Annotated in this window: 16 protein-coding genes; 5 read left to right on the plus strand and 11 right to left on the minus strand. The window is 58.8% G+C overall.

Annotated features, from left to right (window positions below; genetic code table 11):
• Positions 1-3: 3 nt before the first annotated feature.
• From thiS to ACZ5SR_RS12650, 4 genes are all read right to left on the minus strand, one after another.
• Positions 4-258: a sulfur carrier protein ThiS gene (gene thiS, locus ACZ5SR_RS12635; protein WP_464449010.1), complete on the minus strand. Its 255-nt coding sequence runs from the start codon at positions 256-258 to the stop codon at positions 4-6.
• A 15-nt stretch (positions 259-273) separates the two neighbouring features.
• On the minus strand, positions 274-1,614 hold the full coding sequence (locus tag ACZ5SR_RS12640) for an NAD(P)/FAD-dependent oxidoreductase (RefSeq protein WP_464449011.1): 1,341 nt from the start codon (positions 1,612-1,614) through the stop codon (positions 274-276).
• 111 nt (positions 1,615-1,725) lie between these two features.
• Positions 1,726-3,573, minus strand: coding sequence for an aldehyde ferredoxin oxidoreductase family protein (locus ACZ5SR_RS12645; protein ID WP_464449012.1), 1,848 nt, complete (start codon positions 3,571-3,573; stop codon positions 1,726-1,728).
• 23 nt (positions 3,574-3,596) lie between these two features.
• A complete protein-coding gene (locus ACZ5SR_RS12650; RefSeq protein ID WP_019427650.1) occupies positions 3,597-4,073 on the minus strand; it encodes a 4Fe-4S dicluster domain-containing protein in 477 nt (158 codons plus the stop codon).
• Between the two features lie 153 nt (positions 4,074-4,226).
• Here ACZ5SR_RS12650 and ACZ5SR_RS12655 point away from each other — a divergent pair, with 153 nt between their 5' ends.
• A complete protein-coding gene (locus tag ACZ5SR_RS12655) occupies positions 4,227-5,351 on the plus strand; it encodes a sigma-54-dependent Fis family transcriptional regulator (RefSeq protein ID WP_464449013.1) in 1,125 nt (374 codons plus the stop codon).
• A 12-nt stretch (positions 5,352-5,363) separates the two neighbouring features.
• Here ACZ5SR_RS12655 and ACZ5SR_RS12660 read toward each other — a convergent pair whose 3' ends face one another.
• The 3 genes from ACZ5SR_RS12660 to ACZ5SR_RS12670 are packed head-to-tail and all read right to left on the minus strand — an operon-like array spanning position 5,364 to position 7,644.
• Complete coding sequence (locus tag ACZ5SR_RS12660) at positions 5,364-6,161, minus strand: ABC transporter substrate-binding protein (protein WP_464451048.1); 798 nt, start codon at positions 6,159-6,161, stop codon at positions 5,364-5,366.
• A gap of 14 nt (positions 6,162-6,175) precedes the next feature.
• Positions 6,176-6,904 (minus strand): ATP-binding cassette domain-containing protein, encoded by a 729-nt coding sequence (locus ACZ5SR_RS12665; protein ID WP_464449014.1) that lies wholly within the window; start codon positions 6,902-6,904, stop codon positions 6,176-6,178.
• A complete protein-coding gene (locus tag ACZ5SR_RS12670; protein WP_464449015.1) occupies positions 6,901-7,644 on the minus strand; it encodes an ABC transporter permease in 744 nt (247 codons plus the stop codon). Before ACZ5SR_RS12670 ends, ACZ5SR_RS12665 begins: the two co-directional genes overlap by 4 nt.
• Positions 7,645-7,771: 127 nt before the next feature.
• Between ACZ5SR_RS12670 and ACZ5SR_RS12675 the strand changes: the two genes are divergently transcribed.
• The 4 genes from ACZ5SR_RS12675 to ACZ5SR_RS12690 all read left to right on the plus strand — a co-directional run bounded on the left by ACZ5SR_RS12675 (position 7,772) and on the right by ACZ5SR_RS12690 (position 11,762).
• Positions 7,772-8,893 (plus strand): substrate-binding domain-containing protein, encoded by a 1,122-nt coding sequence (locus ACZ5SR_RS12675; protein ID WP_464451049.1) that lies wholly within the window; start codon positions 7,772-7,774, stop codon positions 8,891-8,893.
• Positions 8,894-9,102: 209 nt separating this feature from the next.
• A complete protein-coding gene (locus ACZ5SR_RS12680) occupies positions 9,103-9,642 on the plus strand; it encodes a TRAP transporter small permease subunit (protein ID WP_464449016.1) in 540 nt (179 codons plus the stop codon).
• A gap of 49 nt (positions 9,643-9,691) precedes the next feature.
• Positions 9,692-11,209 carry a TRAP transporter large permease gene (locus ACZ5SR_RS12685; protein WP_464449017.1) on the plus strand — a complete coding sequence of 506 codons (1,518 nt, stop codon included), beginning with the start codon at positions 9,692-9,694 and terminating at the stop codon, positions 11,207-11,209.
• Between the two features lie 43 nt (positions 11,210-11,252).
• Positions 11,253-11,762: a hypothetical protein gene (locus ACZ5SR_RS12690; RefSeq protein WP_464449018.1), complete on the plus strand. Its 510-nt coding sequence runs from the start codon at positions 11,253-11,255 to the stop codon at positions 11,760-11,762.
• 76 nt (positions 11,763-11,838) lie between these two features.
• On the opposite strand, the gene ACZ5SR_RS12695 is transcribed toward ACZ5SR_RS12690, so the two are convergent.
• The 4 genes from ACZ5SR_RS12695 to xseB all read right to left on the minus strand — a co-directional run bounded on the left by ACZ5SR_RS12695 (position 11,839) and on the right by xseB (position 16,117).
• On the minus strand, positions 11,839-12,918 hold the full coding sequence (locus ACZ5SR_RS12695; protein WP_464449019.1) for a TRAP transporter substrate-binding protein: 1,080 nt from the start codon (positions 12,916-12,918) through the stop codon (positions 11,839-11,841).
• 193 nt (positions 12,919-13,111) lie between these two features.
• Positions 13,112-14,959, minus strand: a complete 1,848-nt coding sequence (dxs, locus tag ACZ5SR_RS12700) for a 1-deoxy-D-xylulose-5-phosphate synthase (RefSeq protein ID WP_464449020.1) — start codon at positions 14,957-14,959, stop codon at positions 13,112-13,114.
• 1 nt (position 14,960) lies between these two features.
• The gene (locus ACZ5SR_RS12705; protein WP_464449021.1) at positions 14,961-15,866 is read right to left on the minus strand and encodes a polyprenyl synthetase family protein; all 906 of its coding nucleotides are present in this window, start codon (positions 15,864-15,866) and stop codon (positions 14,961-14,963) included.
• Positions 15,863-16,117: an exodeoxyribonuclease VII small subunit gene (gene xseB / locus ACZ5SR_RS12710; protein WP_464449022.1), complete on the minus strand. Its 255-nt coding sequence runs from the start codon at positions 16,115-16,117 to the stop codon at positions 15,863-15,865. Before xseB ends, ACZ5SR_RS12705 begins: the two co-directional genes overlap by 4 nt.
• Between the last annotated feature and the right edge of the window lie 77 nt (positions 16,118-16,194).

A 16,194-nucleotide genomic window follows, 5' to 3' on the forward strand; every position in this document is an offset into this window, starting at 1 on the left:
GCCTCAGCCACCGGCCACAGGTGGCCAGATCGCCAGGACATCGCCCTCGGCCAGGGTGGTGGTGTCCCGGTCTTCGGGTTTGATGTATTTGCCGTTAACCAGCACCAGATGCACGAGCTTCGGCGGCATGCCGAAGGGCTCGATAATCTGGCTGATGCTGGTGGCCTGCGCCACATCAAGCGTGACCTGGTTGCTGCGCCGGGCTTCGGCAGGCAAATAGTCGGTCAGCGTGGCAAACAGTTTGAAAGTGATGTTCATGCGCAGATTGTCGCTTCAGCGGCGACGCGCATCGGCGGCACCACTCCAGCGGCCCTGGCCCTGTGCGCAGTCCAAATAAGCATCCACCAGCTTGGTCGGGTCGTGCATCAGTCGGTCTTTCCACTCGCCCAAGTGCACCTGGCCTTCGACCAGGCCACGCATCACGCCCACATGTTCGGTCCAGCCCACGCTGTTGCAGCCAATCATCACATCGTCCTTGAACTGCAGGCTCAGGTGACGCCCTGCGGCCTTGTCGGTCAACACGGCAGATTGGCCATCGGCCACGCCTTCCCAGTTGCCAAAACTGGTGGAAATCAAACCCAGGGTGTCGAGCACGTTGATTTGCGTCACGCCTTTGAGCTCGGTTTTTTGGCCCAGCATGTTGAGCGCGGCCACACGCGCCTGCTCGGCGGCGTTGGGCTGGATGGCGCTCACAATCGTTTTGCCGCTGACCATGTCAAATGCTTCGGCGCAATCGCCCGCAGCGAAGATGCCGGGAACATTGGTTTGCAGGTGCTGGTCGGTCAACACGCCTTGCAGGCAGGTGATGCCGCTGTCCTTCAAAAAGCCAATCGCTGGGCGCACACCCGTGGCGCTGATGACCAGATCGGCCTCGACGGTTTGGCCATTGGACAAACGCACCTGCAGCGCACCGCTGGCATCGTCAGAGGTCAAGCCCACCGCAGAAGCCAACTTGCCGAGCAAGCCTTTTTCTTCGCCTTGGCTGATGGCTTCGACCTTGGTGCCGGTGAACACCTGCACGCCTTTGGCTTCGCACCAGTCGCGGATCATGCCGCCCGCCACAGGGCCCATCATGCGGGGCACCATGCGGTCGCCCATCTCCACCACGCTGAGCTTGACGCCACGAGCCGCCAAGGCTTCCATGATGATGCAGCCAATGAAGCCTGCGCCCATTTGCAGCACACGGGCACCGGGCTTGGCCAACGCCTGGATGGCCCGGGCGTCTTCCAGCGTCCAGCACGGGTGTACGCCAGGCAGATCCATGCCGACAATCGGTGGGCGCACGGGGTGCGAACCGGTGGCGATCAAGAGCTTGTCAAAGGCCATCGGCTGGCCGTTGTCCAAGTGCACGGTTTTGCCAGCCGCATCGACGTGGGTGACTTTGGCCTTAACTTGCGTGATGCGCAAATCGTCAAAGTGGGTGGCGCTCTTGCGCAGGTAGGTGCCCTGCTCTTCGATGTTGCCGATCAGCAAGTAAGGAATGGCCATGCGCGAATAAGGCGCATCGGGTTCGTCACCCACCAGGGTGATGGTGTCGGCGGGGGCGTGCTTGCGCAGGGTCTCAGCGGCGATGACACCGGCAGGGCCTGCACCCAAGATAACGTGGTGGGTCATGAAACGGACTCCAGAAACAGGTAGCGGCCCGCAGGCCGCTTGATTTCCTGTAGAAGCGCACCCCTACGGTGAAGGCTTCACGAGCAGGCGCTCGCTCCTACAGGGGCAAGGTCACAAACCCAGACGTTCCCGGGTAGCCGATGTGGGGCGGCCTTCACCGTCCCAGCCACGCGCGTCGTAGTACTTGGGCAACATTTCTTCCAACTTGCTGACCATGCCTTTGCCGGGGCCGGTTTTGGCGGCTTCGGTCATCAGGCGCTTGGGCAGGTTGTCGTCGGCCTTGGTGAAGCCGGCGGCGTTGTTGAAATCGCGCTCCATATTCCAGATACGCTCGCCAATGTGGTTCAAGTGCTCCATGGTGAATTCTTCGCCACAAGCGGCTTGCACCTGAGGGGCCACGTCGGCCAGGGTCCAGGCAAAGCTGGTGAAGACGCAGATGCCTGCCGAGTCAAAGGCGGCTGTCGCGTCCTGGAAGGCCTTGACCAATTCTGGCTTGCCTTCGTGCTCGGTCGGCTCTGTCTTGACCGGGATGCCCAACACTTCAGAGGCGATGGTGTAGCCGCGCAGGTGGCAAGCACCCCGGTTGGAGGTGGCGTAAGCCAGGCCAATGCCTTGGATCACACGGCCGTCATAGGCGGGGAACTCTTGGCCCTTGACGCTCATGGACAGGTCGGGGTGGCCGTATTTGGCGGTCAGGCGCTTGGAGCCCATGCCAATTTCCTTGCCAAAACCGACGCCCTTGGCGGTCATGTCGACAAACTCGCACAGCGCTTCGGCCGAGCCAAACGGTGCTTCCACACCGATTTGCTCTTTGGTCAATACGCCCATTTCGTACAGCTCCATCACGGCACCGATGGTGGCACCAAAGCTGATCGGGTCAAAGCCTTCTTCGTTGCAGATCATGTTGGCGTATTGCAGCGCTTCCAGGTCTTTCACGCCGTTGGCTGCGCCCAGCGCCCAAGCCGCTTCGTATTCCAGGCCACCGTTGGCGCCCCAGTACTCAGGCTTGTTCTTGACCGAGAAGTGACCTTCGTCCATCTTGCTGATGCGACCGCAAGCGATGGTGCAACCAAAGCAAGCTTGGTTGGTCACCAGGTGCTTTTTGCCATCGGTCTCGCGGGGCGTGACCATGGCTTCGGCCGAGATGTCTTTGGCGCTTTCAAACTGCACATCGCGGTGGTTGCGTGTGGGCAATCCACCGACTTCGTTGATCACGTTCATCAGCACCTGGGTGCCGTAAGCAGGCAAACCCTGGCCCGTTACGGCGTTATCGGCCAGCACCTTTTTGGCTGCCTTGGCCGCGGCCATGAACGCCTTGGGGTTTTGCATATTGCCCACGCCCTTGGTGCCGCGCACCGCAATGGCTTTGAGGTTCTTGCTGCCCATGACGGTACCCACGCCCGAGCGGCCAGCCGCACGGTGCAGGTCGTTCACCACGGCGGCATACAGCACGCCGTTTTCACCGGCCTTGCCGATGCTGCAAACGCGCAGCAAAGGATCTTGCAGACTGGACTTGAGGATTTCCTCGGTCTTCCAGACGCTTTGGCCCCAGAGGTGGCTTGCATCGCGCAACTCGGCTTCGTCGTCGCTGATGTGCAAGTACACCGGCTTGGCCGATGCGCCTTCAAAAATGACCATGTCCCAACCGGCCATTTTGAGCTCAGCGCCCCAATAGCCACCCGAGTTGGAGCAAGCGATCGCGCCGGTCAGCGGGCTCTTGGTGATGACGGTGTAACGGCCACCGGTGGAAGCCATGGTGCCGGTCAGTGGGCCTGTGGCCCAGATGAGTTTGTTGTCAGCAGACAAAGGATCGACTTTGGGGTCGATCTCGCTGATCAGGTATTTGCTGCCCAGACCGCGTGAGCCGAGGTAGGCTTTGGCCCACTCCATGTTCAGCGGTTCGGATTTGACGGTGCCAGCCGTGAGGTTGACGCGGAGAATTTTTCCAGCCCAAGACATGTTGATGCTCCTTATGGGGGGATTTAAGAGGCCGAGGGCTGATTGCCCAACTTGTCGGCCCACTGCTTCATCTTGTCGATGCCGGTCCAGTTGGCGTCCACGAATGTGATGGCACCAGTTGGACATGCGTCGGCACAAGCCGGATCGCCACCGCACAGGTCGCACTTTTGCACCTTGCCGGTCTCTTGCACGTAGTTGATGGTGCCGAATGGGCAGGCGATGGTGCAGACCTTGCAGCCCACACAGGTGGATTCGTTGACCACTTTGGCGCCGGTGGCTTTGTCCACGGTGATGGCTTCCACAGGGCAGGCGTGCAGGCACCAGGCTTCGTCACACTGTGTGCAGGTGTAGGGCACTTTTTTGCCGGTGTGGTGGAAGTCAAACACCTTGATGCGGGATTTGGAGGTGGCGTATGTGCCGTAGTTCTCGAAAGAACAGGCCATTTCGCACTGCAAGCAGCCGGTACATTTGTCCGGATTGATGTGCAGGACTTTCTGCATGTGTGTCTCCTGTGAGGTGTCGGACTTCTCAAGCCCGCGCTTATGAATCAGAATGCATAGACATTGTTGGTGATTACCCCTTCAAACCGATTCGGATTAACCCTAGGTTTGTGAGGGTTGACGCAAAAATTCTCAGCCTGATACACATCTGACATGCCTCTGACTGCACACCACAGTGACCGCTTGCAGCGGATTGAACAAGCCCGTGACTTGGCATTTCAGGGACGCTCCGAGACCCTGGGCAGCGGCGTGTCACCCTGGATTTCCCAATCTTGGCAGCGCTGCCTGTCCATGGGCCTGCAGCCGGGCCAGGCGGTGGGGTTTGACGCCATCTCTGCCCAACACATGCGCCGAGTTCAGGAAGCCAGCCGCCCCTTGGTGCAGGCGGCCCAGCCGGTGCTGGTCGAGCTGGCGCGGGCCATTGCCGACATCCGTTATTTCGCCATCCTGACCAATGCCGATGGCATCGTGGTCGACGTGCACGGCCCGGTGGACCGGCAAGACCGCCGAGCCGAGGTGATCGCCCGCGTGGGCGTGGATTTGTCCGAGCGCGCCGTGGGCACCACTGCAATCAGCGCCGCCCTAACCGAATTGCAACCAGTCTGGTTGCATCGAGGAGAGCATTTTTTCAAGGACAACAGCGTGTACAGCTGCGCTGGAGCACCGGTTTTTGGTCCTGACGGCTTGTGCGCCGGCATGCTGGACCTGACGGGCATAGAAACCAACGAGCGCCCTGCCCTGAAACACCTGGTGCGCCGCTCAGCCCGCAGCATCGAAAACAGCTGGCTGCTGTCCACCGATCATGCGCTGGTGTTGCGCCTTAACTGGCCCGGCAACCAACCCGGTGACGACAGCGACGGCTTGCTCACGCTTGACCACAACGGTCAGATCGTAGGGGCCAACCCGACAGCGCGGCAAATGCTGTCCATGTCACCCGGAACCGATGGCCAAACAATGCACGCCAGTGAGGTGTTTGCCTCTTCCTGGGAAAGCCTGTTCGACGCGGCAAGCCGCCAGACCGGCACACAAGAGTTGCCACTGTGGTCGGGCCTGCGTTTGCAAACTCAAGCTTTGCGCCCGGGCGCCCGACTTTTGACTGCACAGAGCGGGATGACCGCTGAACGTGTGCCTGTGGCTGCCAAGCCCCTCAAGGATGTGCAGACCGAGATGATCCGCGAAGCCGTCCAGCAAACCAGAGGCAACGTGGCCGAAGCCGCACGCAACCTCGGCATCAGCCGCGCCACGGTTTACCGCAAACTCGGCTTGCCCAAAAGCTGATCCAGCCTCAGATCACTTACCCGCATTCGGGAAAAACAGCTGCTCGCCGCCGATCTTGTAATCGGCAATCACGCCCTGCCCTGCGGCCGAGGTGATCCAGTCGACAAACTTCTGCGCATCCGCCTGTTTGACGTGCGCATGATTGGCGGGGTTGACCACCATCACGCCGTACTGGTTGAACAAGCGGTTGTCGCCCTCCACCAAAATGGCCAGATCGGCGCGGTTTTTGAAGTTAAGCCAAGTGGCACGGTCGGCCAACACATAGCCGCCAGAAGACGCCGCGATGTTCAAAGCTGGGCCCATGCCGCAACCGCACTCTTTGTAGCCACTGCCTTTTTTGTCGTCTAAATTGGCCATCTTCCAGAAACGCAGTTCGGCGGCGTGCGTGCCGCTCTTGTCACCGCGCGACACAAAGGCTGCATTGCCGGCAGACAACTTGGCCAAGGCAGCCACGATGTCTTTGCCTTTGGTGGATGCCGGGTCGGCTTTGGGGCCGATCAACACGAAGTCGTTGTACATCACGGGCAAACGCTTGATGCCAAAGCCATCGGCCACAAATTTGTCTTCAGCCACCTTGTCGTGCACAAACACCACATCCGCGTCACCCCGGCGCGCCATGTCCAGCGCTTGACCGGTGCCCAGTGCCACCACTTTCACGTCCAGGCCGCTGGCTTTTTTGAAGGCGGGCAACAAGTGCGCAAACAAACCCGACTGCTCGGTGGAGGTGGTGGACGACATCACGATCGATTGGGCTTGCGCCCAGACCGAGGTGGTGGCCAAAACGGCGCACACCAAAGCGCGACGGGTCATGGAAGTTTTGAAAGTCATGAAAGTTCTCCTTGAACAAAAGCATGGGCTGCCGGGCTTCGCTCGGCGAGCAAGGTGGGGTTGAAAAAATCAGAAACAGGCAGATCGGCCAAGATGCGGCCGAACTCCAGATAAATGACGCGGGTGGCCAGGCGTTTGACTTGACCCAAGTTGTGGCTGGCCCAGACCAAGGTCAAAGGCTTCTCAGGTGCTGGGCCTGCCGCAAAGTCGGCCATCAGAGCCTCCACCTCACGCTTGGCGTGCGGGTCCAAACTGGCCGTGGGTTCATCCAGCAGCAAGACATCGGGTTGCCGCGCCCAGGCGCGGGCCAAGGCCAGGCGCTGCTGCTGCCCACCCGACAACTGGCGACCGTTTTGCTGCGCTACAGACTGCAGGCCCACACGTTGCAAAGCCTGCATGGCCAAGGCTTTCGCGGCGCGCCAATTCAAAGCCAGCGAACGGTCCAGCCACACCCCCAGCGCCACATTGTTCAGGGCCGACAGGCGCAGCATGTGCGGCCTTTGGAACAGCATGGCCTGACGCACACCCGGCGCTTGAGTCACCAGCCCTTGTGTGGGCGGCACCAAACCATGCAGTGTGCGCAGCAAAGTGCTTTTGCCCGAGCCATTGGCCCCCACCAGTGCCACGCGTTCACCCGCCGCAATGTGCAAGCTCACGCCCTTCAAGGCCTGTTGCGCGCCCAGCTGGACGCTCACCGCGTCCAGCGTGATCTGCACGGAGCTCATGGCTGTGCACCCACCAGACCATCGGCCGCAGCTGGCCGCGCATGGCGTGCCTCGCCCCAGCGCCGCAGCCCCGCCACCAGCGCATTGAGCAGCAACACCACCGCCAGCAGCACCATGCCCAGACCCAGCGCCAGCGGCAGGTCGCCCTTGCTGGTCTCCAGGGCAATGGCCGTGGTCATGACCCGGGTGAAGCCATCGATGTTGCCGCCCACGATCATCACCGCACCGACTTCAGAGATGGCACGGCCGAATGCCGTGACGCCAATGGTCAACAGTGCCAAGCGCTCGTCCCAGGCCAGCAGCAAGCTGCGCAGCCAAGGGCCTGCGCCCAGCGAGGCCCATTGTTCGCCATGCTGGCGCTCCACATCTTCGACCACCTGGCGCGTGAGCGCGGCCACCACCGGCACCACCAAAATGAACTGGGCCAGCACCATGGCCTGAAAACTGAACATCCAACCCAAAAAACCCAAAGGCCCGGTGCGCGACAGCAGCAAATACACCACCAGGCCCACCACCACAGAAGGCAGCGCCAGCAAAGTGTTCAGACCCACCAGCACCGCACCACGCCCGGCAAAACGCGTCACCGCCAACCAGGCGCCCAGCGCCACACCCACGCCATAGGCCAGCAGGCAGGCCGTGGCACTCACGGCCAAAGACCGAGTGACGACCACCCACAAGGCAGGATCAAAAGAGGTGACGAGGTTCAGCGCCGTCAGGACGCTGTCGGAGAAGGTGTTCATACAGCGCTGTGGATGCTAAGGGACAAGCGATCGGCCCAGCATGAGGGGTGTCCACTATGAACAAGTTTGCATAGCTAATGTGCAAGACGCGCTGGTCAGCATCTGCCAATCAGGCAAACTCACGTTTGTGCAACACATTGACCTCTCTTACCACTGGACACCGCATCAAACTGACGAGATCGCCCGCGATCGGCTCAGTCCTTTGCGAAACCCCCTCATGGACACCCTCCAGGCTGTGCGAGAAGCTGGCTCGATCGCAGCCGCTGCCAAATCGTTGAAGCTCTCTTACCGACATGTTTGGGGCGAGCTCAAGCGCTGGGAACTGAACCTGGGGCAACCCCTGATTCTTTGGGAAAAAGGCCAATCTGCGCGACTCAGTGAGTTTGCAGACAAATTGCTGTGGGCAGAAAGGCAAGCCCAAGCCCGACTCGCCCCCCAAATCAGGGCTTTGCAAGCCGAACTGGAAAAAACCTTTTCGGTCGCTTTTGACCCAGAGCACCATGTGCTGCCCATTTTTGCCAGCCACGACGATGCCCTGGTTCAGTTGCGGGAACATGCTGCGACCCAATCTCTACACCTGGATTTGCGTTTTTGCGGCAGTGTGGATGCCATCCGTGCCCTGAACGAGGGACGCTGCAGCATAGCGGGCTTTCACGCTCCGTCGCAACCTGCAGCCCATTCCTTGGTGGCACGCACCTACAAACCTCTGCTCAAAACCGGTTTGCACAAACTGATCGGGTTTGCCAGCCGACAGCAAGGCTTGATGGTGCAACCGGGCAATCCCCTGAATCTGCACGAATTGCATCACCTGTTGAAACCGGGCGTGCGCTTTGTCAACCGCAGTCCCGGCACAGGTACACGCTTGCTGCTGGACCAATGGCTGAGCGCTGCGGCGCTTAAAGCGCAAGACATCGTGGGCTACACCCAAGAAGAACCCTCACATGCGGCCGTAGCCGCCAGCATCGCAGCCGGTCAAGCCGATGTGGGTTTGGGCATCGGCTCTGCAGCACAGGCTCAAGGGCTGGATTTCGTGCCTTTGGAACAAGAGGACTATTGGCTTGTTTGCCTGAAAAGTGCCGTCGACTCACCACCTGTGCAGCAGCTTCGCAGCATGCTCCAATCTCCAGAGTGGACACAACAAATCAACAACTTGTTGGGTTATCAAGCGGGCAACACCTCGGGACAGGTTCAGTCCTTGAAACACCGACTGCCTTGGTGGGCGCACCGTTCTGAAAAGGCCTCAACGTAAGGGATATTACGTACAAAATGGGTTTGCACGGGTCCATTGTGTGGCGATTGATGGAAATTCAAGCCGGGCACAGAAAAAATCAAACAATGAAGTCATCAAAACGCCATGGAAGGGCACAGGCGTTGTTACCATTGGCCCCGTTGCAAAGCGGGAGCTTTGCGCGCGGGCCAAACACAGGCCCCTTGTCATTTATGGATTGGAGAGATGTCTTGACTGCCTTACTCAAATTTGCACGTTTCATGGACTGGCTCAGCAATGGCTTTGGCATGATCGCTTCATGGGCCGTTTTGATGGCTGCCATGATTTGTGCAGGAAATGCCTTTGTCCGCTACGGCTTCGATTGGAGCTCGAATGGCCTGATTGAAATCCAGTGGTACTTGTTTGCTTGGATCGTCATGGTGGGTGCACCTTATGTGCTCAAGGTCAACGAACATGTTCGGGTGGACCTCATTTATGGCAAGCTCAAAGGCAATGGCCCTGTTTACGTCGATATTTTCGGCATCATCGTTTTTCTGATGCCCATCATGGGCTACCTGGCGTGGCTGTCTTACCCCTATTTCATGAACACCTTGGTTTCAGGTGAAGTGAGCCAAAACGCTGGGGGGCTGATCCGCTGGCCCGCCACATTGGCATTGCCATTGGGCTTTGCCTTGGTCTGGTTGCAAGGCTTGGCCGAATTGATCAAGCGTGTGGCTTACCTCACGGGTCAATATGCGATGGACACACACTATGAGAAACCCCTGCAGTGAGCTTCAGGGCCTGAAAAACCTCAATACATAACAACAAATAGGACTTCCAATGCAAATGGAAAATTTCGCCCCGATCATGTTCGCGGGCCTTGTCGTGGTGATGCTGGTGGGCTTTCCGGTTGCCTTTTCTTTGGCGGCTCTGGGCTTGGCCAGTGGGTTTTATGCGATCGAAATGGGCTGGTTTCCCGTCGCCTTCATGAGCAATTTGCCCATTTCGATTTTTTCAATCCTGAGCAATGACCTGCTGCTGGCGATTCCGTTTTTCACTTTCATGGGCACCATCCTGGAAAAGTGCGGCCTGGCCGAAGACATGCTCGATTCCATGGGTCAACTTTTCGGCCCCATGAAAGGCGGACTGGGTTATTCGGTGATCCTGGTCGGTTTTATTTTGGGCGCCATCACGGGCACCGTTGCAGGGCAAGTGATCGCGATGGCGCTGATCTCCTTGCCGGTGATGATTCGCTATGGTTACAACATGCGTTACGCCACCGGGGTCTTGGCCGCCTCAGGAACGATCACACAACTGGTGCCGCCGTCTTTGGTTCTGGTGGTTTTGGCCGACCAGTTGGGCAAACCTGTGGGTGACATGTACAAAGGTGCTTGGGGCCCCTCGCTGATTCAGATTGGCATGTTCGCGCTCTACACTTTTGCCCTGACCCGCATCAAACCCGATTTTTTACCTGGGATTCCCAAAGAAGATCGAACCCTGAATGGCTGGCCTTTGTGGAGAAAATGCCTCAAAGGCATCATCCCATCCGCTTTGCTGATCTTCACGGTGCTCGGCTCCATGGGCGGTTTGCCATTTCAAGACTCTGCGCTGGCAACTCCGACTGAAGCGGGTGCCATGGGCGTGGTCGGCGCTTTGATCCTCGCGGCTTCGCACAAACGACTGAATTTCAGTCTGTTGTGGGAGGCCATGCACGGGACCATGCGCCTGACCGCCATGGTGGTGTTCATCTTGATCGGTTCACGCGTCTTCAGCCAAGTGTTCCAAGGGGTTGATGGCGCCAAGTGGGTAGAGCACCTGCTCACAGGCCTGCCGGGTGGCCAAACGGGCTTCCTGATCGTGGTGAACATTTTTGTGTTTTTCCTGGCTTTCTTCCTCGACTTTTTTGAAATCGCTTTCATCATCGTGCCCATGCTGGCCCCCGTGGCCGACAAATTGGGCATTGACCTGATCTGGTTTGGCGTGTTGCTGTGCGTCAACTTGCAGACCAGCTTCATGCACCCACCCTTTGGATTTGCCTTGTTCTACCTCAGAGGTATTGCAGACACCTTGTTCAAAGACAAACGCATTCCCTTTGCGGTCAAGTCCAACGACATTTATTTGGGCTCCATCCCCTGGGTCATCATGCAACTGCTGTTGGTGGTCATCGTGATCTTTGTGCCTCAAACAGTCACGGCTTTCCTGGACAAGGAAGTCAAAGTGGACATCGACAAAGTCGTCATCGAGATGCCCCAAGACAGCACATCCGAGTTGGAAAATGCCACGCCCCCTTCAGGCGCTGATCAAGACAAGTCCGACAAGGATGCTCAAGACAAAATTGACGACTTGTTCAAAAAGTAAAACCCGACTTGCTTTAAACGCCTCGAACCCGAGGCGTTTTTTTATGGACTCTGCTTCAATGACCTCCAACCACCCACCTGATTTGACAGGACACCTGGGGCCCGCACCTTTTCGCTTTACCCCTTCGCGCGAAACCCTGACCTCACCGGCTTTCAGCCTACCTTTCAAGGTGTTGGCCCTGGCCCTGGTGCTCGGCTTGGCCGTTTGGGCTTACCAGTTGTACGGTTTGCAAATGGCCCAAAGTGAGCACCTCTGGATTTGGGCGGCTTGGAGCATCATGGCCTACACCGTCGGACACCTGCTTTTGGGCAAAACACGTCTGACGTCCCAGACCCTGGAGCAAACCTGGATCTGGCACAAGAAAGTCGAATTGCGTGATTTGGCGTATGTAAAACTCATTCGCGTACCCGGTTTGGATGCCGTGATTGCGCCCAGGTTGTACGCGCGAACACTGATGGGCAAATTCACCGTGATTTACGCGAGCAGTCCTGAAATGATCGAGGAATTCCAAAGGCTCAAAGTCGAACTCCAGGCCTTTCGCACCATGCGTTGATCAAAGCGCCCCTTTTTGACTGCCGACCAGATACAAAAAAACCGGCCTAGGCCGGTTTTTTTGTGGGTGAATCAGATCACAGCTTTTGAGCTTGCATGAACTTGTCAAAGGTCATCTCTGTAAATCGGAACCAGAGGTTCTGATCGGCCTGGAATTTACGGTAGTCACCGTAGATTTTCTTCCAGTCGGGGTTTTTCGCGTTGAGCTCGGCATACACAGCCATCGACTGTTTGAAGGACTCCTTCATGACCGCTTCTGGGAATGCGCGCAGCTTGGTGCCCTTGCCCACGAGCTCTTTCAAAGCAGCGGGGTTCTTGGCATCGTACTTGGCTTGCATGGTGGTGTGAGCCACAGCAGTGGCGGCTGCCACGATGGCCTTGTTTTCTGACGACAGCGCATCGTAGGCTTTTTGGTTGATGAAGAAGTCCAACTGAGGACCACCTTCCCACCAGCCTGGGTAGTAGTAGAAGGGGGCCACTTTGTTGAAGCCCAGCTTCTGGTCGTCGTAGGGACCAATCCACTCAGCCGCATCGATCGTGCCTTTTTCCAAGGACGTGTAGATTTCACCGCCAGGAATGTTTTGCGGTACAGCGCCCATACGCTCCAATACCTTGCCAGCGAAACCACCGACCCGGAATTTCAGGCCCTTGATGTCCGCGACAGTTTTGATTTCTTTGCGGTACCAGCCGCCCATTTGAGCACCCGTATTGCCGCCCAAGAAGTTGATGATGTTGTACTGGGCGTAAAACTCGCGCATCAGTTTCAGGCCATTGCCCTCGAGCATCCAAGCGGTCATCTGACGGCTGTTCATACCAAAAGGAATGGCGCAACCCAGAGCGAACGCCTCGTTTTTACCGAAGAAATAATAAGGGGCTGTGTGAGCCATCTCGACCGAGCCTTGCTGCACAGCGTCCACCACACCAAATGGAGGTGTGATTTCGCCGGCGGCGTGCACCGAAATTTCGAACTTGCCGCCCGACATGGCTTTCACGCTGTTGGCGAACACATCGGCCGCGCCATGAATGGTGTCCAGCGCCTTGGGGAAGCTGGAGCTCAGACGCCAACGGATAGCGGCTTGTGCGTGAACGGCAGGTGCAACACCTGCAGCCAAGACGCCAGCCAAGCCAGTGTTTTTGATAACGGAACGACGATCCATGAACGGACTCCTGTTGAAAATTAAAGACACGCCCGAGACATCCGGGCATTGACTCACAAGTCGGTAGGTATTGTAGGAAACTGCAGCCCCCCCAAAGACAGGGGTTTACCCTTTTTTAAACCATTAAATTTAAAGGGTATTTGGCAACAACAACATTCTCAAGACCTGTTACCCCAGCTCTCTCGAGATCGGCTTAATTGCTCCAGCGTTGGCGCACGGAATGTTCGATGCCCGCAGCATCCAAGCCTTGCAGCGCCAGCAACTTGGCTGGGTCGCCATGCTCGATGAACTCATCAGGCAAACCCAGGTGCAACACCGAGCGCTGCAGGTTCAGCTGCTGCAGGGCTTCGCCCACCGCGCTTCCCGCCCCGCCCATGATGCAGCCCTCTTCCACCGTGACCAGGCGTTCATGGGTTTGCGCAATTTGCGCCAGCAATTCGACATCCAAAGGCTTGACCCAGCGCATGTTGACCACCGTGGCGTTGAGCTTTTCTGCGGCCTCTAATGCCGGGGCCAACAAGGTGCCAAAGGCCAAAATGGCGAGCTTCTCACCTTGGCGGCGCACTTCGCCTTTGCCAAAGGGCAAGGTGTCCAAGTCGCGGCCAGGCTCGGTGCCCACGCCCGCACCGCGTGGGTAACGCACCGCGACCGGATGGTTTTGCGCATAAGCGGTGCTCAGCAACTGGCGGCACTCGCGCTCATCGGCTGGGCAAGCCAGGCTCATGTTGGGAATGCAGCGGATGTAGGCGATGTCGTAAGCCCCCGCGTGAGTGGCCCCATCGGCTCCCACCAAACCCGCGCGGTCCAGCGCGAAAACGACTGGCAGGTTTTGCAGCGCCACATCGTGGATCAGCTGGTCATAGCCGCGCTGCAGGAATGTTGAATAAATCGCCACCACGGGTTTCAGGCCCTCGCAGGCCATACCCGCTGCAAAAGTCACAGCGTGCTGCTCGGCAATGCCCACGTCGTAATAGCGCTTGGGAAAGCGCTGGTGGAAAGCCACCATGCCGGAGCCCTCGCGCATGGCGGGCGTGATGCCGACCAGGCGCATGTCTTTGTCGGCCATGTCGCACAGCCACTGGCCAAACACCTGGGTGAAGGTGGTTTTGGCGGGCGTGGCCGCAGGCACCAGGCCCACATTCGGGTCGAACTTGCCGGGGCCGTGGTAGGCCACCGGGTCGGCCTCGGCCTTTTCGTAGCCTTGGCCTTTTTTGGTGACCACGTGCAAAAACTGCGGGCCATCCAGATTTTTGATGTTTTCCAGCGTCGGGATCAGCGACTCCAGGTCGTGTCCGTCGATCGGGCCGATGTAGTTGAAACCGAATTTTTCGAACAAAGTGGCAGGCACCACCATGCCTTTGGCGGTTTCTTCCAAGCGCTTGGCCAGTTCGAACAGGGGCGGTGCGTTTTTCAGCACATTTTTGGCACCTGCCTTGGCGGCCGAGTAAAAGCGCCCGCTCATCAGTTGCGCCAAATAACGGTTGAGCGCGCCCACGGGTGGGCTGATCGACATGTCGTTGTCGTTCAGGATCACCAGCAGCTTGCACTCTTCCACGCCCGCGTTGTTCAAGGCTTCGAAGGCCATGCCGGCGGTCATGGCGCCGTCGCCAATCACCGCGATCGAATGGCGCGACTCGCCTTTTTGGCGAGCGGCCACGGCCATGCCCAAAGCGGCCGAGATGCTGGTGGACGAGTGCGCCGTGCCAAAGGTGTCGTACTCGCTCTCGTCGCGGCGCGGAAAGCCCGACAGGCCGCCAAACTGGCGCAGCGTGGGCATACGGTCACGACGGCCGGTCAAAATTTTGTGCGGGTAAGTCTGGTGGCCCACGTCCCAAACGATGCGGTCTTCGGGGGTGTTGAAGACGTAATGCAAAGCCACGGTTAACTCGACAGTGCCGAGGTTGGAGCTCAGGTGTCCACCGGTCTTGGAGACGTTGTCAAGCACGCAGTGGCGCAACTCGTCGGCCAATTGGGGCAAATCGGTACGCTGCAGTCGGCGCAGATCGGCCGGTGAGTCGATGGTCTTGAGCAAATCGGTCATGTCAGTTGTTTCTTTCTACCACCATGGCGGTCAAGGCGCGCAAAGCGGCCAAACGGGCCTCGGGCAAACCAGTGTCGACCAGGGCTTGCACCGCCTCAGCGGCCAGCGCATCGGCATAGGTCTTGGCTGCATCCAGCCCCATCAGGGCCACATAAGTGGGTTTGTCGGCGGCTTCGTCTTTGCCTGCAGTCTTGCCCAGCGTGGCCGAATCGGCCGTCACGTCCAAGACATCGTCCACCACTTGAAAGGCCAGGCCCAGTGCCTGACCAAATCGACTCAAGGCCGCCTGGACGGGGGCAGACACGCCGGGCACACAGGCCGCGCCCATCTGCACACTGCACAAGAGCAAGGCCCCGGTTTTGAGGCGGTGCATCTGGCGCAGTTGGTCTTCACTCAGGCGGTGGCCCACGCTGGCCAGGTCAATCGCCTGGCCTCCGGCCATGCCTTGGTAACCCGAAGCCCGGGCCAGCAAACCGACGCAGGCGGCTTGCACTGAAGCGCTCACACTGGCGTCTGCAGGGGTTAGTATTTCAAAGGCCAGGGTCTGCAAGGCGTCACCGGCCAGCAGGGCTTGGGCCTCGCCAAACTGCACATGGACCGTCGGTTTGCCGCGCCGCAGCACATCGTTGTCCATGCAGGGCATGTCGTCGTGAACCAGCGAGTAAGCATGGATGAGTTCCAGCGCACAAGCCGCATTGAGGGCCGCCGCGCTTTGCGGGGCATCACCCACCGCCTCGGCCGTGGCCAGTACCAACAAGGGGCGCAGGCGTTTGCCACCGTCGAGCACGGCGTAGCGCATGGCTTCGCCCAGTTGGGCGGGCGAATCGGCGGCAATGCCTTGCGACAGCGCTTGCTCAACCCGCTCCAGATGCGGCTGCATCCAGGCTTTGAGGTCAAAAACACTCATGCACCGCTCCAGGGTTTGAGTTGCCCGCCGTCCAGCACCTGAATTTGGTCTTCCACCGCCTTGAGCTTGTCACGACACAACGCCAGCAAAGCAGCGCCACGCTGGTAGCCTGTCAAGAGCTGGTCCAAAGGCATTTGGCCGGATTCCAATTGACCGACCAGCGACTCCAGCTCCGCCAAAGCCGCTTCGTACGTGGCGGGCAGGGGTGCTGCCGGGGCGTCAACGGGGTCGGTGGGGGCGGCCTTGGGCATGGGGTATTCCGGGAAAAAACCCGATTTTAGGCCTTAAGCCTAGACAAAGCTGACAGTTGACCCTGTCAAGTCCACAA

It is taken from the genome of Limnohabitans sp. TEGF002 (genome assembly GCF_055395845.1).

Bases quoted from the DNA above. Each gene is read 5' to 3' on its own strand.
- thiS (WP_464449010.1), bottom strand. From the start codon at position 258: ATGAACATCACTTTCAAACTGTTTGCCACGCTGACCGACTATTTGCCT.
- ACZ5SR_RS12640 (WP_464449011.1), bottom strand. From the start codon at position 1,614: ATGACCCACCACGTTATCTTGGGTGCAGGCCCTGCCGGTGTCATCGCC.
- ACZ5SR_RS12645 (WP_464449012.1), bottom strand. From the start codon at position 3,573: ATGTCTTGGGCTGGAAAAATTCTCCGCGTCAACCTCACGGCTGGCACC.
- ACZ5SR_RS12650 (WP_019427650.1), bottom strand. From the start codon at position 4,073: ATGCAGAAAGTCCTGCACATCAATCCGGACAAATGTACCGGCTGCTTG.
- ACZ5SR_RS12655 (WP_464449013.1), top strand. From the start codon at position 4,227: ATGCCTCTGACTGCACACCACAGTGACCGCTTGCAGCGGATTGAACAA.
- ACZ5SR_RS12660 (WP_464451048.1), bottom strand. From the start codon at position 6,161: ATGACCCGTCGCGCTTTGGTGTGCGCCGTTTTGGCCACCACCTCGGTC.
- ACZ5SR_RS12665 (WP_464449014.1), bottom strand. From the start codon at position 6,904: ATGAGCTCCGTGCAGATCACGCTGGACGCGGTGAGCGTCCAGCTGGGC.
- ACZ5SR_RS12670 (WP_464449015.1), bottom strand. From the start codon at position 7,644: ATGAACACCTTCTCCGACAGCGTCCTGACGGCGCTGAACCTCGTCACC.
- ACZ5SR_RS12685 (WP_464449017.1), top strand. From the start codon at position 9,692: ATGCAAATGGAAAATTTCGCCCCGATCATGTTCGCGGGCCTTGTCGTG.
- ACZ5SR_RS12690 (WP_464449018.1), top strand. From the start codon at position 11,253: ATGGACTCTGCTTCAATGACCTCCAACCACCCACCTGATTTGACAGGA.
- ACZ5SR_RS12695 (WP_464449019.1), bottom strand. From the start codon at position 12,918: ATGGATCGTCGTTCCGTTATCAAAAACACTGGCTTGGCTGGCGTCTTG.
- dxs (WP_464449020.1), bottom strand. From the start codon at position 14,959: ATGACCGATTTGCTCAAGACCATCGACTCACCGGCCGATCTGCGCCGA.
- ACZ5SR_RS12705 (WP_464449021.1), bottom strand. From the start codon at position 15,866: ATGAGTGTTTTTGACCTCAAAGCCTGGATGCAGCCGCATCTGGAGCGG.
- xseB (WP_464449022.1), bottom strand. From the start codon at position 16,117: ATGCCCAAGGCCGCCCCCACCGACCCCGTTGACGCCCCGGCAGCACCC.